This window comes from Mycobacterium parascrofulaceum ATCC BAA-614, assembly GCF_000164135.1.
Lineage (GTDB): Bacteria > Actinomycetota > Actinomycetes > Mycobacteriales > Mycobacteriaceae > Mycobacterium > Mycobacterium parascrofulaceum.
In genome coordinates, this window is the sequence record NZ_GG770553.1 from 1,360,937 (window position 1) to 1,386,492 (window position 25,556).

Below are 25,556 nucleotides of genomic sequence, written 5' to 3' on the forward strand. Positions count from 1 at the left end.
ACGTCGGGTGCCGCGCTCCCACGCAGGCCCACCTCGGCGTGCCCGGTGCCCAGCACCGACCAGCGCCGGTCGTCGACCTCGACATGGATGTTGGCCTGTTCGGTGTTGGTGCACACCGCCGTGCCGCCGTCGGGATCGGTGTACTGCAGGCTCACGCACCTGTCCGCCGGCTGGTCGATCCGGATGAGCACCCGCCGGCCCCCGATGCGGCCCTCCAGCTGCCAGTGCTCCAGGCCCAGCGTCGTGCGCATCCGCAATGACGGCAAAGGGCCTGCGGGCCAGTCCTTTCCGTCGATCCGGAACCGAACGAACGCCAGCGGGGCCAGCCTGCGCAGCCCCGGCTTGTGCGAGACGGCGGTGACCGCCTCGAGGACGTCGCCGTTGCCGAGATCGGCGTGCACCCAGCCCCAGCGTTTGGCGTTGCCGTGCCCGTAGATGTGGGCGACGCCGCCGCGCCACCCCTCGATGGGCGCGGCGGCGTCGTGGACGGTCAGCGATCCGGTGAAGTCGGCGGTGGGGGCGAGGACGACTTGGGCGCCCGGCAGCAGCTCGCGGTCCCAGGCCGCGCGGGGGAACGTCCACAGCGGTGCGCCGGTGTCCGTCCAGGACAGGTCCCAGGCGAGCGGCCCGGCTGTTCCGCTGAGCCGTCGGTCACCCACCCGCACGCCGTCGGCGTCGAACCAGCAGGGGCCGGTCGCGGGCGAGGCGGGCACGGGCCCGAACCGCCCGGTGCGGGGCGGCCCGTCCGGCGCGAACCAGGTGGCCCAGCCGTGCGCGTAGGGGCCGGTGCCGCTGAGCGGGGAAACCGTCTCGCAGTGCACCCACAGCCCCGCGCGGGTCGCGGGGTCCGAGAGCGTGGCGTACCAGACCTCCAGCCGGCCGGCCTTGCCGCGCCAGTGTGGCGCCGCCGCCGATCGCGTGTCGTCGTCCAATGCTCACCTCCCGTGGGTCCGTCCACTATATTGGTTGAGCCAATGAACCAGTCAAGCCCGCTGCGTCCGCTCGATCGCCAACGCGTCGACGAACAGATCGCCGCGTCGATCGCCGACGCCATCCTCGACGGCGCGTTCCCGCCGGGTTCCGCGCTGCCGCCCGAGCGGGAACTGGCCGAGCAGCTCGGCGTCAACCGCACGTCGCTGCGGCAGGGCCTGGCCCGGCTGCAGCAGATGGGGCTGATCGAGGCCCGGCACGGCAGCGGCAACGTGGTCGCCGACCCGCAGGCGCTCACCCACCCCGCGGTGGTGGAGGCGCTGGTGCGCAAGCTGGGGCCCGAGTTCCTGGTGGAGCTGTTCGAGATCCGGGCCGCGCTGGGCCCGCTGATCGGCCGCTCCGCCGCGCGGCGCGGTGCCCCGGAGGATGCCGGGGCCCTGCGCGCGGCGCTGGCCGCGGTTCGCGAGGCCGACAGCCCGGCCGCGCGCCAGGCCGCCGACCTGGCCTACTTCCGGGTGCTCATCCACCACAGCGGCAACCGCGCACTGGCGTTGCTGTACCGCTGGGTGGAGCACGCCTTCGGCGGCCGCGAGCACGAGCTCACCGCCTCTTACGACGATGCCGCGCCCGTAGTGGCCGGCCTCACCGCGATCACCGACGCGGTGCTGGCGGGCGACGAGGCCGCGGCCGCGGCCGCGGTCGAGGAGTACCTGCGCGCCAGCGCACAACGAATGATCTTGTCCTACAACCGGACCCGGGAAACGTAGCGGCGCTACTCGGCGAGGCGGGTCGCGGGGTGCACGGCGACCAGGCCCAGCTTGCCGCGGCGCTTGCACATCGCCGCCAGTTCCGCGTACGCCTTGGCGCCGAGCAGCTCGGTGAGCTCGTCGGCCATGCTCTCCCACACCGGCTTGGCGCCGACGTGGGCGCCGGGGTCGCCGGTGCAGTACCAGTGCAGGTCGGCGCCGCCGGAGCCCCAGCCGCGCCGATCATATTCGGTGACAGTGGTTTTGAGGATTTCGGTGCCGTCGGGCCGCGTCACCCATTCCTGGCTGCGCCGGATCGGCAGCTGCCAGCAGACGTCGGGTTTCATGGTCAGCGGCGCGACGCCCAGCTTGAGCGCCTTGGAGTGCAGCGCGCACCCGACGCCGCCGGGAAAGCCGGGCCGGTTCAGGAAGATGCAGGCGTCCTTGTGCTTGCGGGTGCGGTACTGGGGTTGCCCGTCGTGCTCGTCGAGTTCCAGATAACCCTTGCGGCCCAAGCCCTTTTCGCGGAATTGCCAATCTTCGTCGGTCAGCTGCCGCACGGCGTCGTCGAGGCGCGCGCGGTCGTCGTCGTCGGACAGGAACGCGCCGTGCGAGCAGCAGCCGTCATCCGGGCGGCCGGCCACCGTGCCGTGGCAGGCGGGCGTGCCGAACACGCAGGTCCAGCGGGACAGCAGCCAGGTGAGGTCGGCCGCGATCAGGTGCTCGGGATTGTCGGGGTCGTAGAACTCCACCCACTCACGGGCGAAGTCCAGTTCGACCTCGTGCCCCGGCTCGGGATAGGAATTCGCCACGGGTCCACGTTAGACGACGATTCCGGCTCTTCGAGCCGCTGACACTCGGCACCCGACGCCGCGGCCTCAGGCAACTCCCACCGCGGCCCGCATCGTCGCCCGACTGGGTTAAATTGTCGTGCTCCTCAGCGGGCCGCACGCGGCCCGCATCGTCGCCCGACTGGGTTAAATTGTCGTGCTCCTCAGCGGGCCGCACGCGGCCCGCATCGTCGCCCGACTAGGTTGTTTCCCGTGCGATTGGGCGTGCTCGACGTGGGCAGCAACACGGTTCACCTGCTGGTGGTTGACGCGCACCGTGGTGGGCATCCCACGCCCATGAGTTCGACGAAGGCCACGCTGCGCCTGGCCGAGTCGATCGACAGCTCGGGCAAGATCACCAAGCGCGGCGCCGAGAAGCTGATCTCCACGATCGACGAGTTCGCCAAGATCGCGGACAGCTCCGGCTGTGCCGAGCTGATGGCGTTCGCCACGTCGGCCCTGCGCGACGCGGTGAACTCCGACGACGTGCTGGCCCGCGTCCGCAAGGAAACCGGTGTCGAGCTGGAGGCGCTGAGCGGGGTCGACGAGTCCCGGCTGACCTTTTTGGCGGTGCGGCGGTGGTACGGGTGGAGCGCGGGCCGGATCATCAACCTCGACATCGGCGGTGGCTCGCTGGAGATGTCCAGCGGCGTCGACGAGGAGCCGGAGGTGGCGCTCTCCCTGCCCCTGGGCGCCGGCCGGTTGACCCGCGAATGGCTGCCGGACGACCCGCCCGGGCGGCGCCGGGTCGCCATGCTGCGCGATTGGCTGGACGCCGAGCTCGCCGACTCCAGCCTGGCCGTGCTGGAAGCGGGCGCTCCCGACCTGGCGGTGGCGACGTCGAAGACGTTCCGCTCGCTGGCCAGGCTCACCGGGGCGGCGCCATCGGCGGCCGGGCCGCGGGTGAAAAGGACGCTCACAGCAAACGGCCTCAGGCAACTCATATCTTTCATCTCTAGGATGACGACCGCTGACCGGGCAGAACTGGAAGGGGTGAGCGCCGAGCGCGCGCCGCAGATCGTGGCGGGTGCGCTGGTGGCGGAGGCAAGTATGCGAGCGCTGTCGATCGAATCGGTGGATATCTGCCCGTGGGCGTTACGGGAAGGTCTCATCTTGCGCAAACTCGACAGCGAAGCCGACGGAACACCCCTCATGAAGCGATCCGTGCGCGATGCTGGAGGCCAGGCAGGTGATCGGGACAGCAACCGATCGAGAGGCGACAAAGCATGACCGGACCCCACTCCGAGACCGAGAGCCCCGGCACTCGGCCGATCTCGGTGGCCGAGCTTCTGGCCAAGAACGGAACCATCGGCGCCCCGGCGGTCACGCGGCGGAGGCGCCGCCGACGCGGCGACAGCGACGCGGTGACCGTCGCCGAGCTGACCGGCGAGATCCCGGTCATCCGCGACGACGACGAGGACCCGCGGACGGCCGGGCAGGCGACCGCCGAACCCGTCGCCGGGGAGGCCGCGCCCGAGCAGCGCACCGACGACCAGCCGGCTAGCCCGTACTGGTCGCAGCCGGAGCCGCGCTGGCCCAAGTCGCCGTCGCAACCCAAGAAGGCGCCCGGGCCGGAGCGCAGCGCCTACCCGCGCCCCCTGAGCCATGGCGAGGCGGGGGAGACCAACGGCGCCGGGCAGTCCGGTGCCGAGGGCATGAACCCCGACCCGCTGGACCACTACACCGACCTGCCGGTGGACGTGATGGATTCGGAGGTGCGCGACGCCGAGCCCGCGCTGGAGGATTCCGCGTACGTGCGCTCCTACCTGCAGACCGACGCCGACGAGGCCGACGAGGACATCGACCCGCTGGCCGCCGGATACCAGCCGGACGAGGACCACGTCGGCGCCGAGGCCGGGCGTGCGGACGCGGCCACCGACGTCCACGCGGGGCCGGGCCGGCTGGAGGCGCTGTGGCGCGGCAGCCTGGTCGTCTTCCAGTCGATCCTGGCCGTCGCTTTCGGCGCCGGGCTGTTCGTCGCCTTCGACGAGCTGTGGCGCTGGAACAGCATCGTGGCCCTGGTGCTGTCGGTGCTGGTGATCCTGGGCCTGGTCGTCGGCGTTCGGGTGGTGCGCAAGACCGAGGACATCGCCAGCACGCTGATCGCGGTCGCGGTGGGGGCGCTGATCACCCTCGGCCCGTTGGCGCTGTCGTTGCAGTCGGGCTAGGCGGACCCGGAACCACACAGACCGTTGCGCCCAGCTATCAAAGTCGGACTCTCAACGGCTTCGGTGTACCCACTGCGGGCCGAGGCCGCCTTCGAGTACGCCGCCCGGCTCGGCTACGACGGGGTCGAGCTGATGGTGTGGGCCGAGTCGGTCAGCCAGGACATCGACGCCATTCAGAAGCTGTCCCGGCGCTACCGCGTGCCGGTGTTGTCGGTGCACGCGCCCTGCCTGCTGATCTCGCAGCGGGTGTGGGGCGCCAACCCGATCCCCAAGCTGGACCGCAGCGTGCGGGCCGCCGAACAGCTCGGCGCGCAGACCGTCGTCGTGCACCCGCCGTTTCGCTGGCAGCGCCGCTATGCCGAGGGATTCAGCGAACAGGTCGCCGCGCTGGAAGCGTCGAGCGACGTGATGGTCGCGGTGGAGAACATGTTCCCGTTCCGGGCGGACCGATTCTTCGGGTCCGGCCAGTCCCGGGAGCGCATGCGCCGCCGCGGCGGCGGGCCGGGCCCGGCGATATCGGCGTTCGCTCCGTCGTACGACCCGCTGGACGGCAACCACGCGCACTACACGCTGGACCTGTCCCACACCTCGACCGCCGGCAGCGACTCGCTGGACATGGCGCAGCGGATGGGAGGCGGCCTGGTCCACCTGCACCTGTGCGACGGCAGCGGCCTGCCGGCCGACGAGCACCTGGTGCCCGGGCGCGGCACGCAGCCCACCGCCGAGGTGTGCCAGATGCTGGCCGGCAGCCACTTCGCCGGTCACGTCATCCTGGAGGTGTCCACGTCCAGCGCGCGCTCGGCCAACGAGCGCGAAAGCATGCTCGCCGAATCGCTGCAGTTCGCCCGCACGCACCTGCTGCGCTGACAAATCCAGGAGACCATGAACGCGTTATTCACCACCGCGATGGCATTGCGGGAGGTTGGCCCCGGCGTCTTCGAGGGGGAGCTCAACGAGCACTGGACGATCGGGCCCAAGGTGCACGGCGGCGCGATGCTGGCGCTGTGCGCCAACGCCGCCCGCACCGCCTGCGGTGCGCCGTCGACCGAGTTGGGACCGGTGCAGCAGCCGGTGGCGGTGTCGGCGAGCTTCCTGTGGGCGCCGGATCCGGGGCCGATGCGGCTGGTGACGTCGATCCGCAAGCGCGGCCGCCGCATCAGCGTCGTCGACGTCGAGCTCACCCAGGGCGACCGGACGGCGGTGCACGCGGTGGTCAACCTCGGCGAGCCGGAGCATTTTCCGCCCGACGGCGGCGCGAAGCCGCTGCTGTCGGCCAACCCGGTGGTGGACCTGATGGCGCCCGAGCCCCCCGACGACATCGCCCCGATCGGGCCCGGCCACCCGCTGGCCGGCCTGGTCCACCTGGGCGAAGGCTGCGACGTACGCCCGGTGCTGTCGACGCTCGGCCCGTCCGGGGACGGGGGCCCGCCGGTGATCCAGATGTGGGCGCGCCCCCGCGGCGTGGCTCCCGACGCGCTGTTCGCGCTCATGTGCGGGGACCTGTCGGCGCCGGTGACGTTCGCCGTGGAGCGCACCGGCTGGGCGCCGACCGTCCAGCTCACCGCCTTCCTGCGCGGCCTGCCCGCGGACGGGTGGCTGCGCATCATCGCGACGTGCACCGAGATCGGGCACGACTGGTTCGACGAGGACCACACCGTCGTCGACAGCCTGGGCCGCCTGGTGGTGCAGGCCCGCCAGCTGGCGCTGGTCCCTGCCGCCGGGTAGCCGCCGCTGTCTGCGATGCTGTCGGGCATGGCGAGAATCGCGATCATCGGTGGCGGCAGCATCGGGGAGGCACTGCTGTCGGGTCTGCTGCGCGCGGGCCGGCAGGTCAAAGACCTGGTGGTGGCCGAACGCATCCCGGAACGGGCCCAGTACCTGGCCGACACCTATTCGGTGTTGATCACCTCGGTGGCCGACGCGGTGGAGAACGCGTCCTTCGTGGTGGTCGCGGTGAAGCCCGGCGACGTCGAGCCGGTGATGGCGGAGCTGACCCGGGTGTCCGCGGCGTCCGAAAGCGACAGCGCCGAGCAGGTGTTCGTGACCGTCGCGGCGGGGATCGGCATCTCGTATTTCGAGTCGAAGCTGCCGGCCGGAACTCCGGTGGTCCGGGCGATGCCGAACGCGGCGGCGCTGGTCGGCGCGGGCGTGACCGCGCTGGCCACGGGCCGGTTCGTCAGCTCCGAGCAGCTGCAGGGGGTCTCGGCCCTGTTCGATTCGGTCGGCGGCGTGCTGACCGTGCCGGAAGCCCAGATGGACGCCGTGACGGCGCTGTCCGGCTCCGGCCCGGCGTATTTCTTCCTGATGGTCGAGGCCCTGGTGGACGCCGGCGTCGCCGCCGGCCTGAGCCGCGAGGTGGCCACCGACCTGACGGCGCAGACGATGGCCGGATCGGCGGCCATGCTGCTGGAACGGATGGACGCCGAGCGGCGACCGGTCGAGGGGGAGGGTCCCGCTCCGCGGGTGGACGCCGCCGCGACGCAGCTGCGGGCGACCGTCACCTCGCCCGGCGGCACCACCGCCGCGGGGCTCCGCGAACTGGAAAGGGGCGGTCTGCGGGCGGCCGTGGACGCGGCGGTTCAGGCCGCCAAAACGCGCTCTGAGCAGCTAAGAATTACATCGGAGTAATCCAAGAATTTTGGACTGATTGTCCCCCACCAGTACCAGTAACCCCATTAGTCCCGCTATTCTCCTCTTTGTATGCACGTGTGGGTGCCAGCGGAGGGGAAGCCGCTGGCATTGCGCGGGCCTGACTGATTGGGTTGCGATGACGTCTACGAACGGGCCATCGGCGCGAGATTCTGCTGGTAAGCGGGACACCGGCCCCGGCGAGGGCCAGGGCAGGACACAATTCCTGACGGTCGCCGAGGTGGCGGCGCTGATGCGGGTCTCGAAGATGACGGTGTACCGGCTGGTGCACAACGGCGAGCTGCCCGCGGTCCGGGTCGGGCGGTCTTTCCGGGTGCACGCCAAGGCGGTGCACGACATGCTGGAGACTTCTTACTTCGACGCCGGCTGACGCCGAAACCGGTTGTGCGCCCAGTGCGCGCGCGGCCGGTCGTGGGCTTCGCGGTTGCTCGACGGTCACCGACGCCGGTTTGGTGTTCGGTGCATCCCGCCGGGTAAAGTGTCCGGGTCAATCCTGCAAGCAGGTCACGGGTCAGATAGCGGAGTTCATGGGTTCAGTAATCAAGAAGCGGCGCAAGCGCATGTCGAAGAAGAAGCACCGCAAGTTGTTGCGCCGCACCCGGGTGCAGCGCAGAAAACTCGGCAAGTAAGGGCCCGTCCGCGGCTGCTGCTGCGGCCGCTCCCGGTCGATAGGCTGTTTGGGTGGATCAGTCGAGTGGGGATGGCGCCGGAACCGGCGACACCGCGAGCAACACGGTGCACTACCCCAAGGTTGTGCTGGTTACCGGCGCGTGCCGGTTCCTGGGCGGCTACCTGACCGCTCGGCTCGCACAGAACCCGATGATCAAATCGGTCATCGCGGTGGACGCGATCGTGCCCAGCAAGGACATGCTGCGCCGGATGGGCCGCGCGGAGTTCGTCCGTGCCGATATCCGTAATCCCTTCATAGCCAAGGTTATTCGCAACGGCGACGTCGACACGGTGGTGCACGCGGCGGCCGCCTCGTACGCGCCCCGGTCCGGGGGCACCGCGGCGCTGAAGGAAATCAACGTGATGGGCGCGATGCAGTTGTTCGCCGCCTGCCAGAAGGCGCCCTCGGTGCGCCGCGTCGTGGTCAAGTCCACCTCCGAGGTGTACGGGTCCAGCGCCCACGATCCGGTGATGTTCACCGAGGACAGCACCAGCCGCCGGCCGCTGCGCGGCGGTTTCGCCAAGGACAGCCTGGACATCGAGGCCTACGCCCGGGGGCTGGGGCGGCGCCGGCCCGACATCGCCGTGACGATCCTGCGCCTGGCCAACATGATCGGACCGGCGATGGACACGACGCTGTCGCGGTACCTGGCGGGGCCGCTGGTGCCCACGATGTTCGGCCGCGACGCCCGGCTGCAGTTGCTGCACGAACAGGACGCGCTGGGCGCCCTGGAGCGCGCCGCGATGGCCGGCAAGGCCGGCACCTTCAACATCGGCGCCGACGGGATCATCATGCTCTCGCAGGCGATCCGCCGGGCCGGCCGGATTCCTTTGCCGGTGCCCGGTTTTGGTGTCTGGGCGCTGGATTCGCTGAGGCGGGCCAACCGGTACAACGAGATCAGCCGCGACCAGTTCGCCTACCTGAGTTACGGCCGGGTCATGGACACCACCCGGATGCGCACCGAGCTCGGTTACCAGCCGAAATGGACGACGGCCGAGGCCTTCGACGACTATGTCCGCGGCCGAGCCATGACTCCCATTATCGACCCGCATCGGGTACGCTCCCTGGAGGGTCGCGCCATATCTTTAGCTCAGCGCTGGGGTAGCCGAAATCCAGTTCCGTGGGGTGGGGTCAGGTAGGTATCGTGGCGGGTGAAACCAGAGCGAATGTCATTCCACTGCACACGAATCGGGGTCGGGTAGCGGCGCGTCGGAGAGCCGATCAGCGCGCGGAGTCAGCTCGCCAGCATCCCTCACTCCTGGCGGATCCCCACGGTCGGGCGTCGGCCGAACAGATCGCCGCCGTCGTCCGCGAGATCGACGAGCATCGGCGTGCCGCGGCCGCGGGGTCGGCGGAGGCACCGCTCAACGAACTCGCGCAGCGCGTCGCCGCGGTCGCCGGATTCCTGCGCCAGCGGCTCACCGGTGACTACACCGTCGACGAGTTCGGCTTCGATCCGCACTTCAACGCCGCGATCGTCCGGCCCCTGCTGAGGTTTTTCTTCCGGTCGTGGTTCCGGGTGGAGGTCAGCGGCGTCGAGAACCTGCCCAGCGACGGGGCGGCGTTGGTGGTCGCCAACCACGCCGGGGTGCTGCCGTTCGACGGGTTGATGCTCTCGGTCGCCGTGCACGACGAGCACCCCGCGCAGCGGGACCTGCGGTTGCTCGCCGCCGACATGGTGTTCGACCTGCCCGTCGTGGGCGAAGCCGCCCGCAAGGCGGGGCACACGATGGCCTGCACGACCGACGCGCACCGACTGCTCGCCGCCGGCGAACTGACCGCCGTGTTCCCGGAGGGCTACAAGGGGCTGGGGAAGCGCTTCGAGGACCGTTACCGGTTGCAGCGGTTCGGCCGCGGGGGCTTCGTGACGGCGGCGCTGCGCACCAAGGCGCCCATCATCCCGTGCTCGATCATCGGCTCCGAAGAGATCTACCCGATGCTGACCGACGTGAAGCTGCTGGCCCGGCTGTTCGGCCTGCCCTACTTCCCGATCACACCGCTGTTCCCGCTGGCGGGGCCGGCGGGCCTGGTGCCGCTGCCGTCGAAGTGGCGCATCGCGTTCGGTGAGCCGATCTACACCAACGACTACTCCGCGTCCGACGCGGACGACCCGATGGTGACCTTCGAGCTGACCGACCAGGTGCGCGAGACCATCCAGCAGACGCTGTACCGGTTGCTCGCCGGCCGGCGCAACATCTTCTTCGGCTGAACCTGTTCGTTCCCTGACGCGAAAACGCCCCGGAGCCAACGGCTTCCGGGGCGTCTCGCGCTTGGATTACTTGACCATCGTGAACTGACAGACGTTGGTGTACCCGTCGCGGAACAGGTCCGAGCAGCCCCGCAGGTACTTCAGGTAGATGTCGTAGGTCTCCTGCCCCTTCAGGGCGATCGCCTCGTCCTTGTGCGCCTCGAGGGCGTCGCCCCAGGCGGTCAGCGTCGGAACGTAGTTCTTCCCGATGAAGTGGTGTCGCTCGATCTTGAAGCCCGCGTCGGTCGCGTACTTGTCGACCAGGTCGACCTGGGGCAACTTCCCGCCCGGGTAGATCTCCTTCAGGATGAAGCTGATGAACCGCAGCAGGGTCATGTTCACCTGCAGGCCCATCGCCTTGCCCTCTTCGGCCGAGGGCACCACGATCGAGTGGAGCAGCATGCGGCCGTCGTCGGGCAGCAGGTCGTAGTACTTCTTGAAGAAGGTGGCGTACCGCTCGTACCCGGCGTCACCCGCCCCGTCGGCGAAGTGCTCGAACGCCCCCAGCGACACGATGCGGTCGATCGGCTCGTCGCCGGGAAATTCCTCCCAGCCCTGGATCCGCACCTCTTTGCGGCGGGGGCTGTCCATTTTGTCGAACTCGGCCACGCAGTGGGCGTACTGGTTCTCGCTGAGCGTCAGGCCGATGACGTTGACGTCGTACTCCTGGACGGCGTGGCGCATCGTCGAGCCCCAGCCGGAGCCGATGTCGAGCAGCGTCATGCCGGGCTCGAGATTGAGCTTGTCCAAGGCGAGCTTGCGCTTGGCGTACTGTGCTTCTTCCAGCGTCTTGGTCAGATTCTGCGGGTCCGGATTCTCGTCGAAGTAGCCGCAGCTGTAGGTCATCGACGGGTCGAGCCAGAGCTTGAAGAACTCGTTGGACTTGTCGTAGTGCGACCGGACCTTTTCGACCGGCGGCTTCAGCTGGGCGCTAGCCGCTTCCCCCTGTGAAGTCATTGAATCGAACCTACTTTCCCGCTGATATGGACGCGACTGCCGCGACGGTTGCTTCGTGGTCGGCTTCGTTGTTTGCGGCTTCCCCCAGCATCGTGACTGTACTGGTGATCACCGGTTGGCCCTCGGCGTCCGTGACCTCGCTGCGGATCTCTGCGATCACGGCGCCGTGGGACTCAATGACAGAGTCTAGATAGGTGTCGAAGTAAAGCCTATCCCCGGCGACGATCGGCCGGTGGAACTTGAATTTCTGGTCGCGGTGCATGACCCGCGCGATGTTGATCGGAATGCTGAACTTGGTGAAGATCTCCAGCTGCACCCGCCGACCGGCGATGGCGAGGAAGGTCACCGGGGCCACCAGCGCGTCATACCCGGCGGCGGCGGCGTCGGCCTCGCTGAAGTGCGTCGGATGGTCGTCCTTGATGGCGAGCGCGAACTCGCGGATCTTCTCGCGACCGACCAGGAAGTAGTCCGGTGCCCGGTAATGGCTGCCGATGAGCCCTTCGGCTCCCTTGGGGATTGTCATACCGCTGTCGCTCTCCGCTCGAATAGGCCTCAGCGGCGCAGCCTATCAGCGTGATTGCCGCCGGGATGCCACCGCGGCCAGTGCTCCACCGGCCGCCCCCAGCGCCAGCGCCGACGGAACGCCGATCCGGGCGGCCTTACGTGCGGTGCGGAAGTCACGGATCTCCCAGCCGCGTTCGCGGGCCAGCGTGCGCAGCCGGGCGTCGGGGTTGATGGCGACCGCGGTGCCCACCAGCGACAGCATTGGCACGTCGTTGAAGCTGTCCGAATAGGCCGTGCAGCGTTTGAGGTTGAGGCCCTCCCGAATCGCCAGCGAACGTACGGCGTGCGCCTTGCCGGTGCCGTGCAGGATGTCGCCGACCAGCCGGCCGGTGAAGACGCCGTCGACGGACTCGGCGACGGTGCCCAGGGCGCCGGTCAGGCCGAGCCGGCGCGCGATGGTCGCCGCGAGCTCGTAGGGCGTGGCCGTGATGAGCCAGACCTGTTGGCCCGCATCGAGGTGCATCTGCGTGAGTTCGCGGGTGCCCGGCCAGATCTTGTCGGCGATGATCTCGTCGTAGATCTCCTCGCCCAGGGCCACCAGCTGCTCGACCGAGCGGCCCTCGATGAAGGCGAGCGCTTTGCGCCGGCCGGCGGCAACGTCGTTGCTGTTTTCCTTGCCGAGGATCTGGAACTTGGCCTGGGCGTAGATGAAACCGATCACGTCGCGGTAGGTGAAGTAGTTGCGCGCGGCCAGCCCGCGACCGAAGTGCACCGCCGAGGAGCCCTGCACCAGCGTGTTGTCCACGTCGAAGAAGGCGGCCGCGGTCAGGTCGATCGGTGGCTGGGGGCGATCTTCGGCGCCGGCGGTTTCGGTTTCGGCCCGCAGGCCCTCCAGCGCGCGGGCGGCGCTGGCGTCGGCGGCCAGCGACTCCAGGTCGACGCGGCTGAGGTCCCCGTCGACCGGGTCCGAGGAAGTCATCGCCAAACCTCCTAGATCGCTGTGTTGCCTGGCGACCCAGTGGGTCCCGGTGATCAACCCTATCCGGCGAGGGTGGGGTAGGGCTGGGCACGCCTCGGGGTCGGGGCCGCTGCGCTGGCGGCATTAGGCATTCGGATTCCGTGACTTAACGGCCGGGTTGGGTGGAGACGACACGCCCGAAAATTCATCCGCGGTCCTTTGCGATGTATGAGTTGGGCGCCTGGATCCACTGGTCAACGATTCTTCGCGAGATGGTGTGCACCCGCATTGGCGGATTCGGTGATCCAATAACTGGGATCTATATCCGAGTGGTTAGATACGTATAATTGTACCGATACAACCATAACGCGCGTCGAGTGTTGACTACGCATTGAAAGCATTTAAGGAGGTACGAATCGCGAGAGTGGGGAGGTCGTCGTTACCTATCTATGGGGCCGGGACTTTAAAAGAGCCTATGCTCTCTTGTTGGGGTCGTACTCGGTACCAGAAATATCATCCCAAAATTTCGGCGACACATTTGTTTTGCGATCTTCCGGAGCAACGGCATCGACTTTCGCCTGGAATTCGTCGAAGCCCTTCCTGGCGCGCGCTAATTCTTCCTCCGTTGGCGCCGTGACACCAGCTTCCTCTGGCGTCGAAAAAGTCTTACCAGCGATCTTTTTGCTCATTTGGACTCCTGTCATGAACTAAGGTGCGAGCGGAGCAGTTAGTCAGCGTTCGATCATCTCGATAATCGTCCTACCTGTCCGTGGATCCACTGTCTTGCTTATGACGTAAAATTTTGACCCGGCTGGGAATAATATCTCTTGCTCGCCCGGGAACATTGAAACTGAAGAAACATCTCGTCCTGTAGTCGACCAGATTCTGAACTCAGTGTTTCCGGCGAAAGTTGGCGACAGAGCCACAGTGTGGTCTGTTGAGGTACTCGTAAACGCGGGCTCCGTAATTATCTCGCCGGGTCGGTACTGTTCGAGCACATCGGCCGGCAGGTTTGTGCCCCGCACCACGGCGCCTTCATACATCGGTAGCTTCTCTAACGCTTTATGCAGTGCGTCAACGCGGGCCTGCTGAGATGCGTCCAATGCACCTTCCCTAAGCGCAAAATTTAAGTCCTGGTATCCGGGTCCAGTGTAGTGGGCGAGCGCGGCCAGATCATCCGCGTTAAGCGGGTGCAGTGGCAATTGGTGGTCGCTGCCGTGATCCGCATTCGGGTCGTGTGGTGCGTGATCGTTGCCATCGTGCGGGCCATTAGCCTCATCCGGCGGATGCGGTGAGCCTTCAACAGGTTGGTGCGGCTGGCCGCCATCACCGGGCGGATGTGGCGGACCGTCGTGGGGCGGCCGCATCTCGGGCGGCTGCCCACCCGGTTCCCCGCCGTGGGGCACCTCGCCGAGGCCCGCCGGCGCTTCGGCGGGCGCTCCGCTCATCGGGACGGAGGGCGGCTGCGGTAGATGAGGCGGCGACGGAGGCGACGGGATCTCACCGCTGGGAGGCAGGCCGGCCGGTTCGCCGCCGGAAGGAGGCGGCGCATGCGCCGGGGCCGGCTGGGCCGGCTCTGGGTGGGCTAACTGTTCGGCCGCTGGGGGCACCACCGGCTTGCCACCGGGCTCCGGCGGCGCGGCGATCGGTTTGGGCGGCTCACCGGCAGTGGGCGGCTCACCGATCGGGGGCTTCGATTCCGTCGGGCTGTGCGGGAGGGGACCGTCAGTGGGCCCGGGGGCGGGCTTGCCCGGGGCGGGTGGTGCTGGCTTGCCCGGCTCCGGCTTGCCCGGGGGTGCGGGCGGAGCCGATTCCGGCGGCTTGGGGCCGGGCGGCGCGGGCTCCGCCGGGGGCTTCACCGAAGGCGGTTTCACGACGTCCGGGAGGGGCGGCTTCCGCGCCGCTCTCGCCACGTCACCGAGGCCGCGTCCCAGTTTGCCGAGCTTTGACAGCGGGCCGCCGGGCAGCGCCAAAGTTGCCACGTCGAAGAGGGTCTTGCCGAGCGCTTCGTCGGGGTTCTTACCCCACTCGTCCCAGTGGGTGACCTGCTTACCCAGCGCCTTCCAGGATTCGGCGACGCCGGGTCCGCCGTCGGGACCCAAGCCGACCAGGGGCAATTCTCCGGCAACCATGTCGGCGCCGTCTTTGAAGAAGCCCGCGGGGTCGGTTTGGAGTCGCGTCGGACTGAATTTGTCGAGGTCCTGGAGAACATCCCAGGCCTCCACGCCGACGCCCTTCAGCGTCCTGCCCACGTGATTGAGGATTCGGCCTACCGGGGTGCCGTGCAGAAAGTGATCCCACTCTTTCCCCGCCCAACGGCCCATATCCTCGATGGCGGTCGCGGCGGCGGTCATGGTGGCGTTGATCTGGTCGCCCAACGTCTCGGCTTCCTGGCCGAAGTTGTCGACCACCGTGCGGATGTCCTCGGCGATCCTCTTGATCTCGTCTTCGTCTTCGTCGGTGAGCAGATCCCAGACCTCTTTGATCCCGGTCAACGGATCGCAGATGCGCGACAACAGATCCAGAATCGCCGCGTGTACCCGGTCGACCTTGGCCGCATAGCTGTCGAGCTGGGCGGCGATCGTCTGGCACTGGTGTGCGACGTTGATCGTGGCCTCGGAGGCATCCGACAGCGCCTTGTTGATGGCAGCGCTCTCCGGGATCTGCTGGGCGCCGATCGCGGCCATGGTGCCGCCGCCGGCCGCCGTCTCGATCGCCATGAAGTTGGCGCCCGCGGCGGTCCACGCCGCCGCGGCGGCCCGCAATTTCGCCGGATCGCCGTTGGGCCAGATCATGCCGATGTACGGAGCCACCCACCCCCAGCCCGCCGGCGCGCCGCTACCGGCCCCGACCGCCGACGGTGACCGCGCCCCGATGGTCAGCGGCGCGGTCACCTGCGGTGTCGGCAGGGCCGCGCTCTGGCTCGTGACATCCGACAGCGCCTCGGCCAGCGCGTAGTTGTGCGCCGACACCCGCACCCCGTCGCCGATGCTGCACAACCCGTTGCGGGTGCTCGTCATGGCCTCGATCACCCTGGCCGCCGCACCGTCATACGCGCGGCCCAATGCCGCGCCCACCGGATCGTCGCCGGCCATGCCGGCGCTGCCGGCCAAGGCTGCGGTCAAGACCGAAATCACCGAACCCAATGACTCGCCGGTGGCCAGCACCGTCGCACCGGCGCGGTCTAGGGCAGTCGGATCACACGCCAGCGGCGCCATCTGGTCACGACCACATACCGAGATTCGTCGACATCGCCCCGGTGTAGTTGCCGTGCGCCGTCGCGGCCGCCTTCTCGAGTTGCGCCAGCGCTTCGCGCATCATCGCCTCGCCACGCACCCAGTGCTGATGCGCCTCCGCGTGGGCGGCCGCGGCCTGCCCGGTCCACGTAGCGTGCAAACGCGTTACCCGAGAATCGATTTCGGTGATCATGTCCTCGGCATAGCGCTGAAACGCCGCCATCCGCTGCGCCGCGTCGGCCAACGCCTGGGGATCCACCCGAAACGCCTCAGCCATCACGCACCGCCCGCTCCGCCCGGGCGGATCCGGCCTCGTTGGCCTGGAAGCCTTCCCCGGCCTGATCCACCAGGCGGGCCAACATCGACAACCCGACCTGGACCTCCCGGGCGCCCCGGTGCCACAACTCCCACGCCGAGGCATACGCCGACCCCGACGCGCCCTTCCAGCCGCCGAGCAGCTGACCGAGCTGGTCGTCGAGCTGGGTCAGCTCGGCGGAAAGATGCTCGGCCGCGCCGCCGATGGAGACGGCATGGCTGTGCATCACCACCGGATCCACCCGCACGGTCTCGTCGGCCATTAGCGGAACATAACGCCTGGTAGATGGCCTCACAAGTCACCCGGTGCCAGACTGGTGGCCATGACCGACACGCCCCGGCGCCCGCGGGTGCAGTTGCTGACCCGCGACGGCTGCACCATCTGCGAGCGGGTGCACGCCCGGCTCGGCGAACTCGCGGCTGAGCTGGGCTTTGACCTGTCGACCACCGACGTCGACGCGGCCGCGGCGGCCGGCGACCCGGCGCTGCGGGCCGAGTTCGGCGACCGGCTGCCCGTGGTTCTGCTCGACGGCCGCGAGCACAGCTACTGGGACATCGACGAGGACCGGCTGCGCGCGGATCTGGCCCGATGAGGGCCGGCGGGCAATTATTTGGTAGCCCACCTGTTCAACGATTACCTTGGAAACCAGTTCAATTACTGGAGGAAGCAAGGGAGCTGGCCAGGTGATGCTGCCGTGAGCGTCTTGCTTTTCGGGGTTTCGCACCGCAGCGCGCCGGTCTCCGTCCTGGAACAACTCACCATCGACGAATCCGATCAGGGCAAGATCGTCGACCGGGTGTTGCAGTCGCCCCTGGTGACCGAGGCGATGGTGCTGTCGACGTGCAACCGGGTCGAGGTCTACGCGGTGGTGGACGCGTTCCACGGCGGGCTGGCGGCGATCGGGCAGGTGCTGTCGGAGCACTCCGGCATGTCCATGGGGGACCTGACGAAATATGCGTACGTCCGCTACAGCGAGGCCGCCGTCGAGCACCTGTTCGCGGTTGCCAGCGGCCTGGACTCCGCGGTGGTCGGTGAGCAGCAGGTGCTTGGCCAGGTGCGCCGCGCGTACGCCACCGCCGAGACCAACCGCACCGTCGGCCGCGTGCTGCACGAGCTGGCCCAGCGGGCGCTGTCGGTGGGCAAGCGGGTGCACTCCGAGACCGCCATCGACGCCGCCGGTGCCTCCGTGGTCTCGGTCGCCCTCAACATGGCCGAGCGCCGGTTGGGCGGCCTCGAGGGCAAGACCGCCGCGCTGGTCGGCGCGGGCGCGATGGGCGCCCTGGCGGCAGCCCACCTGACCCGGGCCGGCATCGGGCACGTGCACGTCCTGAACCGGTCGTTGTCGCGCGCGCAGCGGCTGGCCCGCAAGCTCCGCGAATCCGGCGTGCAGGCCGACGCGATGTCGCTCGACCGATTGGCCGACGCGGTGGCCGGCGCCGACGTCATGGTCAGCTGCACGGGCGCGGTGAGCCCGGTGGTCACGCTGGCAGACGTCCACCACGCCCTGGCCGCCGCGCGTCGCGACGAGTCGACCCGCCCGCTGGTGATCTGCGACCTGGGCATGCCCCGCGACGTCGACCCCGCTGTCGCCGGTCTGCCCGGTGTCTGGGTGGTCGACGTGGACCGCGTGCAGCACGAGCCGACGGCGCACGCCGCGGCCTCCGACGTCCACGCCGCGCGCCACATCGTGGCGGCCGAGGTCGCCGCCTACCTGGCGGGGCAGCGCATGGCCGAGGTCACCCCGACCGTGACCGCGCTGCGCCAGCGCGCCGCCGACGTGGTGGAGGCGGAACTGCTCCGCCTGGACAACCGGCTGCCCGGCCTGGAGAGCGCCCAGCGCGAGGAGGTGGCGCGCACCGTGCGCCGGGTGGTGGACAAGCTGCTGCATGCACCCACCGTGCGGATCAAGCAGCTCGCCAGCGCCCCCGGCGGCGACAGCTACGCCGAGGCGCTGCGCGAACTCTTCGAGCTTGACCAGACCGCCGTCGACGCCGTTGCCGCGGGCGAATTGCCCGTCATATCAACCGGATTCGACGCCGGAACCCAAGAACCTTCGGCCGGGTAGCCGATTGGCGAACGTGATCCGGATAGGCACCCGGGGCAGTCTCTTGGCCACCACCCAGGCCGGCGTCGTCAGGGACGCCTTGATCGCCAACGGTCATCCCGCGGAGTTGGTGATCATCACCACCGCCGGCGACCGCTCGTCGGCGCCGATCGAGACCCTGGGCGTCGGCGCCTTCACCACCGCGCTGCGCGAGGCCATCAACGACGGGCGGGTGGACGCCGCGGTGCACTCCCACAAGGATTTGCCCACGGCGGACGACCCGCGGTTCACCATCGCGGCGATACCGCCCCGCAACGACCCCCGCGACGTGGTGGTGGCGCGTGACGGCCTGGTGCTCGGGGAGTTGCCGCCCGGTTCGCTGGTGGGCACGTCGTCCCCGCGCCGGGCCGCGCAGCTTAGAGCATTGGGTCTCGGTTTGGAAATCCGCCCCCTACGAGGCAACCTAGATACCAGGTTGAACAGGGTAAGCAGTGGTGACCTCGACGCGATCGTGGTAGCCCGGGCCGGACTGGCCCGGCTCGGACGCCTCGACGATGTCACCGAGACGCTAGAGCCGGTGCAGATGTTGCCAGCACCGGCTCAAGGTGCGCTCGCCGTCGAATGCCGCGCCGGTGACGGGTTGGCGGCAGTGCTGGCGGAGTTGGACGACGCGGACACGCGCGCGTCGGTCACCGCGGAGCGAGCCCTGCTGGCCGAACTGGAGGCCGGGTGCTCCGCACCGGTGGGCGCGATCGCCGAGGTGGTCGAGTCCCTCGATGAGGAAGGCCGCGTCTTCGAAGAGCTGTCGCTGCGCGGTTGCGTGGCGGCGCTCGACGGGTCCGACGTGATCCGCGCGTCCGGCATCGGCACCGCCGACCGGGCGCGGGAACTGGGGGTTTCGGTCGCCGCGGAGTTGTTCGAACTCGGCGCCCGAGAGCTCATGGCCGAAGCGCGGCAGGACCCCGCGCGAGGAAATTAATTGCGAGTGACGTGGGAGCGACAATGACGACGCGAGGGCGTAAGCCGAGACCCGGCCGCATCACGTACGTGGGTTCCGGTCCGGGTGACCCGGGACTCTTGACCACCCGGGCCGCCACGGTCCTGGCGAACGCCGCGCTGGTGTTCACCGACCCCGACGTGCCGGAGCCGGTGCTGGCCCTGATCGGCAAAGACCTGCCACCGGTTTCGGGCCCGGCGCCCGCCGGGGGCGACGCCGCCACCGGTGGAGCCGAGCAACCGGCGGTGATCTCGGCCGGTCCCGATGTCCGCCCGGCGCTGGGCGAGCCGGCCGAGGTGGCCAAGACGCTGACCGCCGAGGCGCGCACCGGCGCCGACGTGGTGCGGCTGGTCGCCGGCGATCCGCTGACCGTCGACGCGGTCATCACCGAGGTGAACGCCGTCGCCAAGAGCCACCTGCACCTGGAGATCGTGCCCGGCCTGGCCCCCGCGGGCGCCGTGCCCACCTACGCGGGGCTGCCGCTGGGTTCGTCGCACACCGTCGCCGACGTGCGCGACCCCCAGGTGGATTGGGACGCGCTGGCCGCGGCCCCCGGCCCGCTGATCCTGCAGGCCACCACGTCGCATCTGGCCGATGCGGCGCGCACCCTGATCGAGCACGAGCTGGCCGAGACCACGCCGTGCGTGGTGACCGCGCACGGCACCACCTGCCAGCAGCGGTCGATCGAAACCACGCTGGGCGGCCTGACCGACTCGGCAGTGCTGGGCGGCACCGATCCCGCGGGCCCGTTGACCGGACCCCTGGTGGTGACCATCGGCAAGACGGTGGCCAGCCGCGCGAAGCTGAACTGGTGGGAGAGCCGCGCGCTGTACGGCTGGACCGTGTTGGTGCCCCGCACCAAGGACCAGGCCGGCGAGATGAGCGAGCGGCTGACCTCGTACGGCGCGCTGCCGATCGAGGTGCCCACCATCGCCGTCGAGCCGCCGCGCAGCCCCGCCCAGATGGAGCGCGCCGTCAAGGGATTGGTGGACGGCCGCTTCCAGTGGGTGGTGTTCACCTCCACCAACGCCGTGCGCGCGGTGTGGGAGAAGTTCGGCGAGTTCGGTCTGGACGCCCGGGCGTTCTCGGGCGTGAAGATCGCCTGCGTCGGCGAGTCGACGGCCGATCGGGTCCGGGCGTTCGGGATCAGCCCCGAGCTGGTGCCGGCCGGTGAGCAGTCGTCGCTGGGCTTGCTGGACGACTTCCCGCCCTACGACAGCATTTTCGACCCGGTGAACCGGGTCCTGTTGCCGCGCGCCGACATCGCCACCGAGACGCTGGCCGAGGGGCTGCGTGAACGAGGCTGGGAGATCGAGGACGTGACCGCGTACCGGACGGTGCGGGCCGCCCCGCCGCCGGCCGAGACGCGGGAGATGATCAAGACCGGCGGCTTCGACGCCGTGTGCTTCACCTCCAGCTCCACGGTGCGCAACCTGGTCGGCATCGCCGGCAAGCCGCACGCGCGGACGATCATCGCCTGCATCGGTCCCAAGACCGCCGAGACCGCAGCCGAGTTCGGGTTGAGGGTGGACGTGCAACCGGAAACGGCCGCCGTCGGTCCGCTGGTCGACGCCCTGGCCGAACACGCCGCGCGGTTGCGCGCCGAGGGCGCGCTGCCGCCGCCGCGTAAAAAGAGCCGCAGGCGTTAATGAGCGCCAGGCGGCCCGCGAGCGACCGTGTTTGCGCAGCGACACGCCGCTGCGGGTGGCAATTTAGGGACGCTCGCGGCGGCGACGGACGAACATGAGTTACCCCCGGCAGCGTCCGCGCCGGCTGCGCTCCACCCCCGCGCTGCGCCGTCTGGTGGCGCAAACATCTTTGGAGCCAAGGCATCTCGTGCTGCCGATGTTCGTCGCCGACGGCGTCGACGAGCCGCGGCCGATCGTGTCGATGCCCGGCGTCGTGCAGCACACCCGTGATTCGCTGCGCAGCGCCGCCGCGGATGCCGTCACTGCGGGGGTCGGTGGGCTGATGCTGTTCGGGGTGCCGAGCGAGGAGCACAAGGACCCGACCGGCTCGGCCGGCACCGATCCCGACGGCATCCTCAATCTGGCGCTGCGCGACCTGGCCAAGGATCTCGGCGACGCGACCGTGTTGATGGCCGACACCTGCCTGGACGAATTCACCGATCACGGCCACTGCGGCGTCCTAGACGCCAGGGGGCGGGTGGACAACGACGCCACGCTGCAACGCTACGTGAAACTGGCTGTGGCACAAGCGGAATCGGGTGCGCACGTGGTCGGTCCGAGCGGCATGATGGACGGCCAGGTGGCCGCGATCCGCGACGGCCTGGACGCCGCCGGCTACACCGACGTGGTGATCCTGGCCTACGCGGCGAAGTTCGCCTCGGCGTTCTACGGTCCGTTCCGGGAGGCCGTCAGCTCCAGCTTGTCCGGCGACCGGCGCACCTATCAGCAGGAGTCGGGCAACTACCGCGAGGCGCTGCGCGAGATCCGGTTGGACCTCGACGAGGGCGCGGACATCATCATGGTCAAACCCGCCATGGGTTACCTCGACGTGGTGGCCGCCGCGGCGGACGTCTCGCCGGTGCCGGTGGCCGCCTACCAGGTCTCCGGGGAGTACGCGATGATTTGCGCTGCGGCCGCGAACAATTGGATCGACGAGCGCGCCGCCGCGCTGGAGTCGTTGACCAGCATCCGCCGCGCCGGAGCCGATATCGTGCTGACCTATTGGGCCGCGGACGCGGCCGGTTGGCTTTCGTGAGATGGGGCTAGCGATGACCACAGCCAGGGGCGCCAAGCCGAAGCCGCTGTTCTACGAACCGGGCGCCAGCTGGTGGTGGGCGGCGTGGGGACCGGTGGCCGCCGGTTCGATGATCTTGATCGAGATCTGGAGCGGGGCCCCGGTGTCGTACCTGATCCCGGTGATCTTTTTGGTCCTGGTGTCGGGGTTCGTCGGCCTGCAGGTCAAGGCGGCCCGGATCCACGTCTCGGTCGAGCTGACCGAAGACGCGCTGCGCCAGGGCACCGAAACCATCCTGGTGCGCGAGATCCTCAAGGTGTATCCCGAAGCTGAACACCACGAAGCCTCCGGCAAAGAACTGGCCCAGTGGCAGTCGGCCCGGGCCCTCGGCGAGTTGGTCGGCGTGCCCCGCGGCCGCATCGGCATCGGCCTCAAGCTCACCGGAAACCGCACCGCGCAGGCCTGGGCCCGCCGGCATCGCGAGCTGCGCGCGGCGCTGACCCCGCTCGTCCAGGAGCGGGTCGAACCCGCCGGATCCGACGCCGACCGGGACGACGACACCGGATCGGCGCTGTGAGCGCCGGCGACCGCGGCACCAGGGCCCTGGTCGAACTCCTGCTGGCGTGCGCGGCGCTGGCCGGCGCGGGGGTGAGCTGGTCCCGCTCGCATCACACCGTGGCGGTGGCGCCCATCGCGGACGGGCAGCCGTTCACCACGTCGACGGTCTACGACCCGCAGCTGCTGTTGCTGACCCTGTTGCTGTTGATCGGCGCCGGTGTACTCGCGGTGGTGGGAACCGCCCGGCACCGCCGAGAGCGGCGCTCTAGGACATCCTGACCAGCGGCAAGGCCAGCCGACGGCGCCTGTCGATGGCGTCGGCCAGGTCGTGCAGCGCCTCGGGCACCGAGTGATTGTCGGAAAAACCGGTGTCATCGAGCGTCTCGGCGACCGCCGGGCCCGCAACCAAGGTCCACTGCACCCCTTCGGCGCGGCATTCCGCATCGAAGGTCTGCAACAGCGAAATACCCGCCGCAGCAAACTGGCTCACGTCGCTCATGTCGAGCACCACGCGGTCCTCGCCGAGGATGAAGCGTCGAATGTGGTCGCCCACTTGGTCGGCATTCACGGCGTCGATTTCGCCCCGGATCGTGACCACCGTCGCCAGCTGCCGACGGTGGGCCCGTACCCATGCGCCGCCGCAGCGGAAGACGCCGTTTTGCTCTCGCGTCAAAACCTCGGCGATCGTCATGGGCACCCCTCAACTCTCCGTGCCGCTCGCTATGTCGTTGACGCTAAACCGCAAGCTTAAGGAGGGTGAAAGCCGCGGCTAACGTTTCGGTAAGAAGCGGTTTTCGCGCACGCATCTCACGCCATCCGAGCAAAGTCCAGCCGGCGTCGCTTTTCGGCGAAAGACCGCGTGCCACACCACAACCGTCCGCGCGGGTGGGCGACTGCGCTGTTAGGCTGCCAGGGCTGCCGGTTGCGGGGCGGGGGCTAGTGACCTCGCGTGGTCGCCCGGTCAGCCGACGAGAAGGCAACGGAACGGCAGAATCCAGGCGGGAAGAAAGCGCTGTGCGCGTCGGAGACATCAAGGGAGAGATCAGGGGCGAGATCAAGGCCCTGACGGGACTCCGGATCGTCGCCGCGCTGTGGGTGGTGCTGTTTCATTTCCGGCCGATGCTGGGCGACGTGGGGGCCGATTTCCGCGACGCCCTCGCGCCCGTGCTCAACTGCGGCGCCCAGGGCGTCGACCTTTTCTTCATCCTCAGCGGATTCGTCCTGACCTGGAACTACCTCGACCGGATGGGCCGGTCCTGGTCGACGCGCGCGACCCTGCACTTCCTGTGGTTGCGGCTGGCCCGGGTGTGGCCGGTGTACCTGGTCACCCTGCACCTCGCCGCCCTCTGGGTGATCTTCACCCTGCACGTCGGCCATGTGCCGTCGCCCGACGCCGCTCAGCTCACCGCGATGAGCTACGTGCGCCAGGTCCTGCTGGTGCAGCTGTGGTTCGTCCCGTTCTTCGACGACTCGAGTTGGGATGGGCCGGCCTGGTCGATCAGTGCCGAATGGCTGGCCTACCTGCTCTTCGGCCTCCTGGTGCTGGTGATCCTGCGGATGAAGCAGGCGACGCGGGCGCGCAGCCTGATGGTGCTGGCGTTCGCGGCGGCGTTGCCGCCCGTGGTCATGCTGCTGGCCAGCGGCCACTTCTACACGCCGTGGAGCTGGCTGCCGCGGATCGTCACGCAGTTCACCGCCGGCGCGCTGGCCTGCGCGGCGGTGCGCCGGCTGCGGCTGACCGATCGCGGGCGCCGCGTCGCGGGCTACGTGTCCCTGTTTCTCCTGGCCGCCATGGTCGGCGTCCTGTACTGGTTCGACGCGCACCCGATCTCCGGGGTCGTCGAGAACGACAGCGGCGGGGTGGTCGACATCCTGTTCATTCCGCTCGTGATCACGCTGGCGATCGGCGTCGGCAGCCTGCCGCGGGTGCTGTCGACCCGGGTGATGGTGTACGGCGGGCAGATCTCGTTCTGCCTGTACATGGTGCACGAGTTGGTGCACACCGCGTGGGGCTGGTCGGTCGAGCAATTCGAGCTGCGGCCGCAGGACAATCCGTGGAAATGGAACGTCATCGGCCTGCTCGCGATCGCGATCCTGATCTCGATCGTGATGTATCACTTCATCGAGGAGCCCGCCCGCCGCTGGATGCGCAGGATGGTCGACGTCAAAGCCGTCTCCGCGCGCAGCGAGCCCGACGATGCGCCCGGCGGCAAGGTCCATCCGATCGACCGCTCGCTGGAAGCGGTTTCGGGCCGCGCGGTGTGACGGTGCCGTGAGGCGCGGCCGCGAACGGCCGACGGATAATCGATGAAAACACGGTGGCACATGACGATGCCGGTGACGGGGGAGGTAGTGGTGAGTCGTCTGGCCACCTTTGTCATCGGCCTGACTTTTCTGGTGGGCATCGGCATCGCCTACCCGGCCCAGGTGCGCACGTACGACACCTTGACCCTGGACTTCCGCCTGAACCACATCGCCGTCGTCGGGGACTCCTACACCACCGGCACCGGCGAGGGCGGCGTGGGGCCCAGGTCGTGGCCCGCCCGCGCGTGGGACCTGCTCGCCGCGCGGGGCGAACGGATTTCGGCCGACGTCGCGGCCGAGGGCAGGGCGGGCTACGGCATGCCGGGCGACCACGGCAGCGTGTTCGAGGACCTGACCGCCAGGGCCGTGCAGGGCGACGACGTGCTGGTGGTGTTCTTCGGCTCCCGCAACGACGAGCCGATCGACCCGGGTGTGATCGGTCAAAAGGCCCGCAGCACATTCGATTTGGCCCGCCGCCTGGCGCCGTCCGCCAGGTTCCTGGTGATCGGGCCGCCGTGGCCGACGGCCGACGTGCCCCTGCCGATCCTGTTCATTCGCGACCAGCTCGCCGCGGCGGCCGCGGGCGCCGGGGCGACGTGGATCGACCCGATCGCCGAGCGCTGGTTCGTCGGCAGGCCCGACCTGATCGGCGCGGACGGGGTGCACCCCAACGACGCCGGGCACCAGTACATGGCCGACAAGATCGCGCCGCTCATCCGCACCCAGCTGTCGACCTAG

Annotated in this window: 29 protein-coding genes; 19 read left to right on the forward strand and 10 right to left on the reverse strand. The window is 69.2% G+C overall.

What is annotated here, in order from left to right; translation table 11 throughout:
* On the reverse strand, window positions 1-932 hold a 932-nt coding region (locus HMPREF0591_RS06415; protein ID WP_007167642.1), incomplete at its 3' end, for a hypothetical protein.
* Window positions 933-974: 42 nt separating this feature from the next.
* Here HMPREF0591_RS06415 and HMPREF0591_RS06420 point away from each other — a divergent pair.
* The gene (locus HMPREF0591_RS06420; RefSeq protein WP_007167643.1) at window positions 975-1,697 is read left to right on the forward strand and encodes a FadR/GntR family transcriptional regulator; all 723 of its coding nucleotides are present in this window, start codon (window positions 975-977) and stop codon (window positions 1,695-1,697) included.
* Window positions 1,698-1,702: 5 nt separating this feature from the next.
* On the opposite strand, the gene HMPREF0591_RS06425 is transcribed toward HMPREF0591_RS06420, so the two are convergent.
* Complete coding sequence (locus HMPREF0591_RS06425; protein ID WP_007167644.1) at window positions 1,703-2,488, reverse strand: DUF3109 family protein; 786 nt, start codon at window positions 2,486-2,488, stop codon at window positions 1,703-1,705.
* A 231-nt stretch (window positions 2,489-2,719) separates the two neighbouring features.
* On the opposite strand from HMPREF0591_RS06425, the gene HMPREF0591_RS06430 reads away from it, so the two are divergent.
* The 9 genes from HMPREF0591_RS06430 (at window position 2,720) to HMPREF0591_RS06465 (ending at window position 10,202) form a co-directional block, all read left to right on the forward strand.
* Window positions 2,720-3,736 (forward strand): Ppx/GppA family phosphatase, encoded by a 1,017-nt coding sequence (locus HMPREF0591_RS06430; RefSeq protein ID WP_007167645.1) that lies wholly within the window; start codon window positions 2,720-2,722, stop codon window positions 3,734-3,736.
* Window positions 3,733-4,674 carry a hypothetical protein gene (locus tag HMPREF0591_RS06435; protein WP_007167646.1) on the forward strand — a complete coding sequence of 314 codons (942 nt, stop codon included), beginning with the start codon at window positions 3,733-3,735 and terminating at the stop codon, window positions 4,672-4,674. Before HMPREF0591_RS06430 ends, HMPREF0591_RS06435 begins: the two co-directional genes overlap by 4 nt.
* A 24-nt stretch (window positions 4,675-4,698) precedes the next feature.
* Entirely contained in the window at window positions 4,699-5,541 is an 843-nt protein-coding gene (locus HMPREF0591_RS06440; protein WP_040621270.1) for a sugar phosphate isomerase/epimerase family protein, read from the forward strand.
* Window positions 5,542-5,556: 15 nt separating this feature from the next.
* The gene (locus HMPREF0591_RS06445; protein WP_007167648.1) at window positions 5,557-6,399 is read left to right on the forward strand and encodes a thioesterase family protein; all 843 of its coding nucleotides are present in this window, start codon (window positions 5,557-5,559) and stop codon (window positions 6,397-6,399) included.
* A gap of 27 nt (window positions 6,400-6,426) precedes the next feature.
* Window positions 6,427-7,302, forward strand: coding sequence for a pyrroline-5-carboxylate reductase (gene proC, locus HMPREF0591_RS06450; protein WP_208857735.1), 876 nt, complete (start codon window positions 6,427-6,429; stop codon window positions 7,300-7,302).
* 139 nt (window positions 7,303-7,441) lie between these two features.
* Window positions 7,442-7,693 (forward strand): cell division/environmental response transcriptional regulator, encoded by a 252-nt coding sequence (locus HMPREF0591_RS06455; RefSeq protein WP_007167650.1) that lies wholly within the window; start codon window positions 7,442-7,444, stop codon window positions 7,691-7,693.
* A gap of 157 nt (window positions 7,694-7,850) precedes the next feature.
* Window positions 7,851-7,952 (forward strand): 30S ribosomal protein bS22, encoded by a 102-nt coding sequence (locus HMPREF0591_RS30740; protein WP_003402602.1) that lies wholly within the window; start codon window positions 7,851-7,853, stop codon window positions 7,950-7,952.
* Window positions 7,953-8,004: 52 nt separating this feature from the next.
* Window positions 8,005-9,132 carry an SDR family oxidoreductase gene (locus HMPREF0591_RS06460; RefSeq protein WP_007167651.1) on the forward strand — a complete coding sequence of 376 codons (1,128 nt, stop codon included), beginning with the start codon at window positions 8,005-8,007 and terminating at the stop codon, window positions 9,130-9,132.
* Window positions 9,114-10,202, forward strand: a complete 1,089-nt coding sequence (locus HMPREF0591_RS06465) for a lysophospholipid acyltransferase family protein (protein WP_007167652.1) — start codon at window positions 9,114-9,116, stop codon at window positions 10,200-10,202. Before HMPREF0591_RS06460 ends, HMPREF0591_RS06465 begins: the two co-directional genes overlap by 19 nt.
* Window positions 10,203-10,268: 66 nt before the next feature.
* Here HMPREF0591_RS06465 and HMPREF0591_RS06470 read toward each other — a convergent pair whose 3' ends face one another.
* The 7 genes from HMPREF0591_RS06470 to HMPREF0591_RS06495 form a co-directional block, all read right to left on the reverse strand.
* The gene (locus tag HMPREF0591_RS06470) at window positions 10,269-11,198 is read right to left on the reverse strand and encodes a cyclopropane mycolic acid synthase family methyltransferase (protein ID WP_007167653.1); all 930 of its coding nucleotides are present in this window, start codon (window positions 11,196-11,198) and stop codon (window positions 10,269-10,271) included.
* 10 nt (window positions 11,199-11,208) lie between these two features.
* Window positions 11,209-11,721 carry an FAS1-like dehydratase domain-containing protein gene (locus HMPREF0591_RS06475; RefSeq protein ID WP_007167654.1) on the reverse strand — a complete coding sequence of 171 codons (513 nt, stop codon included), beginning with the start codon at window positions 11,719-11,721 and terminating at the stop codon, window positions 11,209-11,211.
* 45 nt (window positions 11,722-11,766) lie between these two features.
* Complete coding sequence (locus HMPREF0591_RS06480; protein ID WP_007167655.1) at window positions 11,767-12,681, reverse strand: HAD family hydrolase; 915 nt, start codon at window positions 12,679-12,681, stop codon at window positions 11,767-11,769.
* A 452-nt stretch (window positions 12,682-13,133) separates the two neighbouring features.
* Window positions 13,134-13,349 carry a hypothetical protein gene (locus HMPREF0591_RS30745; protein WP_007167657.1) on the reverse strand — a complete coding sequence of 72 codons (216 nt, stop codon included), beginning with the start codon at window positions 13,347-13,349 and terminating at the stop codon, window positions 13,134-13,136.
* A 42-nt stretch (window positions 13,350-13,391) separates the two neighbouring features.
* Complete coding sequence (locus HMPREF0591_RS06485) at window positions 13,392-15,878, reverse strand: ADP-ribosyltransferase (protein WP_007167658.1); 2,487 nt, start codon at window positions 15,876-15,878, stop codon at window positions 13,392-13,394.
* Window positions 15,879-15,882: 4 nt separating this feature from the next.
* Entirely contained in the window at window positions 15,883-16,173 is a 291-nt protein-coding gene (locus HMPREF0591_RS06490) for a WXG100 family type VII secretion target (protein ID WP_007167659.1), read from the reverse strand.
* The gene (locus HMPREF0591_RS06495; RefSeq protein ID WP_007167660.1) at window positions 16,166-16,474 is read right to left on the reverse strand and encodes a WXG100 family type VII secretion target; all 309 of its coding nucleotides are present in this window, start codon (window positions 16,472-16,474) and stop codon (window positions 16,166-16,168) included. The genes HMPREF0591_RS06490 and HMPREF0591_RS06495 overlap by 8 nt, the downstream gene beginning before the upstream one ends.
* 60 nt (window positions 16,475-16,534) lie before the next feature.
* Between HMPREF0591_RS06495 and HMPREF0591_RS06500 the strand changes: the two genes are divergently transcribed.
* The 7 genes from HMPREF0591_RS06500 to HMPREF0591_RS06530 all read left to right on the forward strand — a co-directional run bounded on the left by HMPREF0591_RS06500 (window position 16,535) and on the right by HMPREF0591_RS06530 (window position 22,793).
* Window positions 16,535-16,804: a glutaredoxin family protein gene (locus tag HMPREF0591_RS06500; protein WP_007167661.1), complete on the forward strand. Its 270-nt coding sequence runs from the start codon at window positions 16,535-16,537 to the stop codon at window positions 16,802-16,804.
* A 102-nt stretch (window positions 16,805-16,906) separates the two neighbouring features.
* Window positions 16,907-18,277, forward strand: coding sequence for a glutamyl-tRNA reductase (locus tag HMPREF0591_RS06505; protein ID WP_007167662.1), 1,371 nt, complete (start codon window positions 16,907-16,909; stop codon window positions 18,275-18,277).
* Between the two features lie 13 nt (window positions 18,278-18,290).
* Window positions 18,291-19,235, forward strand: coding sequence for a hydroxymethylbilane synthase (gene hemC / locus HMPREF0591_RS06510; RefSeq protein WP_040621949.1), 945 nt, complete (start codon window positions 18,291-18,293; stop codon window positions 19,233-19,235).
* A 23-nt stretch (window positions 19,236-19,258) separates the two neighbouring features.
* Window positions 19,259-20,902, forward strand: coding sequence for a bifunctional uroporphyrinogen-III C-methyltransferase/uroporphyrinogen-III synthase (locus tag HMPREF0591_RS06515; RefSeq protein ID WP_040621276.1), 1,644 nt, complete (start codon window positions 19,259-19,261; stop codon window positions 20,900-20,902).
* A gap of 94 nt (window positions 20,903-20,996) precedes the next feature.
* A complete protein-coding gene (gene hemB / locus HMPREF0591_RS06520) occupies window positions 20,997-21,977 on the forward strand; it encodes a porphobilinogen synthase (RefSeq protein ID WP_083212273.1) in 981 nt (326 codons plus the stop codon).
* A 13-nt stretch (window positions 21,978-21,990) separates the two neighbouring features.
* Complete coding sequence (locus HMPREF0591_RS06525; RefSeq protein ID WP_040621279.1) at window positions 21,991-22,533, forward strand: hypothetical protein; 543 nt, start codon at window positions 21,991-21,993, stop codon at window positions 22,531-22,533.
* Window positions 22,530-22,793, forward strand: coding sequence for a hypothetical protein (locus HMPREF0591_RS06530; protein WP_007167667.1), 264 nt, complete (start codon window positions 22,530-22,532; stop codon window positions 22,791-22,793). Before HMPREF0591_RS06525 ends, HMPREF0591_RS06530 begins: the two co-directional genes overlap by 4 nt.
* On the opposite strand, the gene HMPREF0591_RS06535 is transcribed toward HMPREF0591_RS06530, so the two are convergent.
* The gene (locus HMPREF0591_RS06535) at window positions 22,780-23,205 is read right to left on the reverse strand and encodes an STAS domain-containing protein (protein ID WP_040621282.1); all 426 of its coding nucleotides are present in this window, start codon (window positions 23,203-23,205) and stop codon (window positions 22,780-22,782) included. The two genes, HMPREF0591_RS06530 and HMPREF0591_RS06535, sit on opposite strands and share 14 nt — an antisense overlap.
* Window positions 23,206-23,528: 323 nt before the next feature.
* Here HMPREF0591_RS06535 and HMPREF0591_RS06540 point away from each other — a divergent pair, with 323 nt between their 5' ends.
* Window positions 23,529-24,779: an acyltransferase family protein gene (locus tag HMPREF0591_RS06540; RefSeq protein ID WP_007167669.1), complete on the forward strand. Its 1,251-nt coding sequence runs from the start codon at window positions 23,529-23,531 to the stop codon at window positions 24,777-24,779.
* Window positions 24,780-24,869: 90 nt separating this feature from the next.
* On the forward strand, window positions 24,870-25,556 hold the full coding sequence (locus tag HMPREF0591_RS06545; RefSeq protein ID WP_050790013.1) for an Rv0518 family GDSL lipase: 687 nt from the start codon (window positions 24,870-24,872) through the stop codon (window positions 25,554-25,556).

Bases quoted from the DNA above. Each gene is read 5' to 3' on its own strand.
- HMPREF0591_RS06420 (WP_007167643.1), top strand. From the start codon at position 975: ATGAACCAGTCAAGCCCGCTGCGTCCGCTCGATCGCCAACGCGTCGAC.
- HMPREF0591_RS06435 (WP_007167646.1), top strand. From the start codon at position 3,733: ATGACCGGACCCCACTCCGAGACCGAGAGCCCCGGCACTCGGCCGATC.
- HMPREF0591_RS06445 (WP_007167648.1), top strand. From the start codon at position 5,557: ATGAACGCGTTATTCACCACCGCGATGGCATTGCGGGAGGTTGGCCCC.
- proC (WP_208857735.1), top strand. From the start codon at position 6,427: ATGGCGAGAATCGCGATCATCGGTGGCGGCAGCATCGGGGAGGCACTG.
- HMPREF0591_RS06455 (WP_007167650.1), top strand. From the start codon at position 7,442: ATGACGTCTACGAACGGGCCATCGGCGCGAGATTCTGCTGGTAAGCGG.
- HMPREF0591_RS30740 (WP_003402602.1), top strand. From the start codon at position 7,851: ATGGGTTCAGTAATCAAGAAGCGGCGCAAGCGCATGTCGAAGAAGAAG.
- HMPREF0591_RS06470 (WP_007167653.1), bottom strand. From the start codon at position 11,198: ATGACTTCACAGGGGGAAGCGGCTAGCGCCCAGCTGAAGCCGCCGGTC.
- HMPREF0591_RS06475 (WP_007167654.1), bottom strand. From the start codon at position 11,721: ATGACAATCCCCAAGGGAGCCGAAGGGCTCATCGGCAGCCATTACCGG.
- HMPREF0591_RS06480 (WP_007167655.1), bottom strand. From the start codon at position 12,681: ATGACTTCCTCGGACCCGGTCGACGGGGACCTCAGCCGCGTCGACCTG.
- HMPREF0591_RS30745 (WP_007167657.1), bottom strand. From the start codon at position 13,349: ATGAGCAAAAAGATCGCTGGTAAGACTTTTTCGACGCCAGAGGAAGCT.
- HMPREF0591_RS06485 (WP_007167658.1), bottom strand. From the start codon at position 15,878: ATGGCGCCGCTGGCGTGTGATCCGACTGCCCTAGACCGCGCCGGTGCG.
- HMPREF0591_RS06490 (WP_007167659.1), bottom strand. From the start codon at position 16,173: ATGGCTGAGGCGTTTCGGGTGGATCCCCAGGCGTTGGCCGACGCGGCG.
- HMPREF0591_RS06495 (WP_007167660.1), bottom strand. From the start codon at position 16,474: ATGGCCGACGAGACCGTGCGGGTGGATCCGGTGGTGATGCACAGCCAT.
- HMPREF0591_RS06500 (WP_007167661.1), top strand. From the start codon at position 16,535: ATGACCGACACGCCCCGGCGCCCGCGGGTGCAGTTGCTGACCCGCGAC.
- HMPREF0591_RS06515 (WP_040621276.1), top strand. From the start codon at position 19,259: ATGACGACGCGAGGGCGTAAGCCGAGACCCGGCCGCATCACGTACGTG.
- hemB (WP_083212273.1), top strand. From the start codon at position 20,997: ATGAGTTACCCCCGGCAGCGTCCGCGCCGGCTGCGCTCCACCCCCGCG.
- HMPREF0591_RS06525 (WP_040621279.1), top strand. From the start codon at position 21,991: ATGACCACAGCCAGGGGCGCCAAGCCGAAGCCGCTGTTCTACGAACCG.
- HMPREF0591_RS06535 (WP_040621282.1), bottom strand. From the start codon at position 23,205: ATGACGATCGCCGAGGTTTTGACGCGAGAGCAAAACGGCGTCTTCCGC.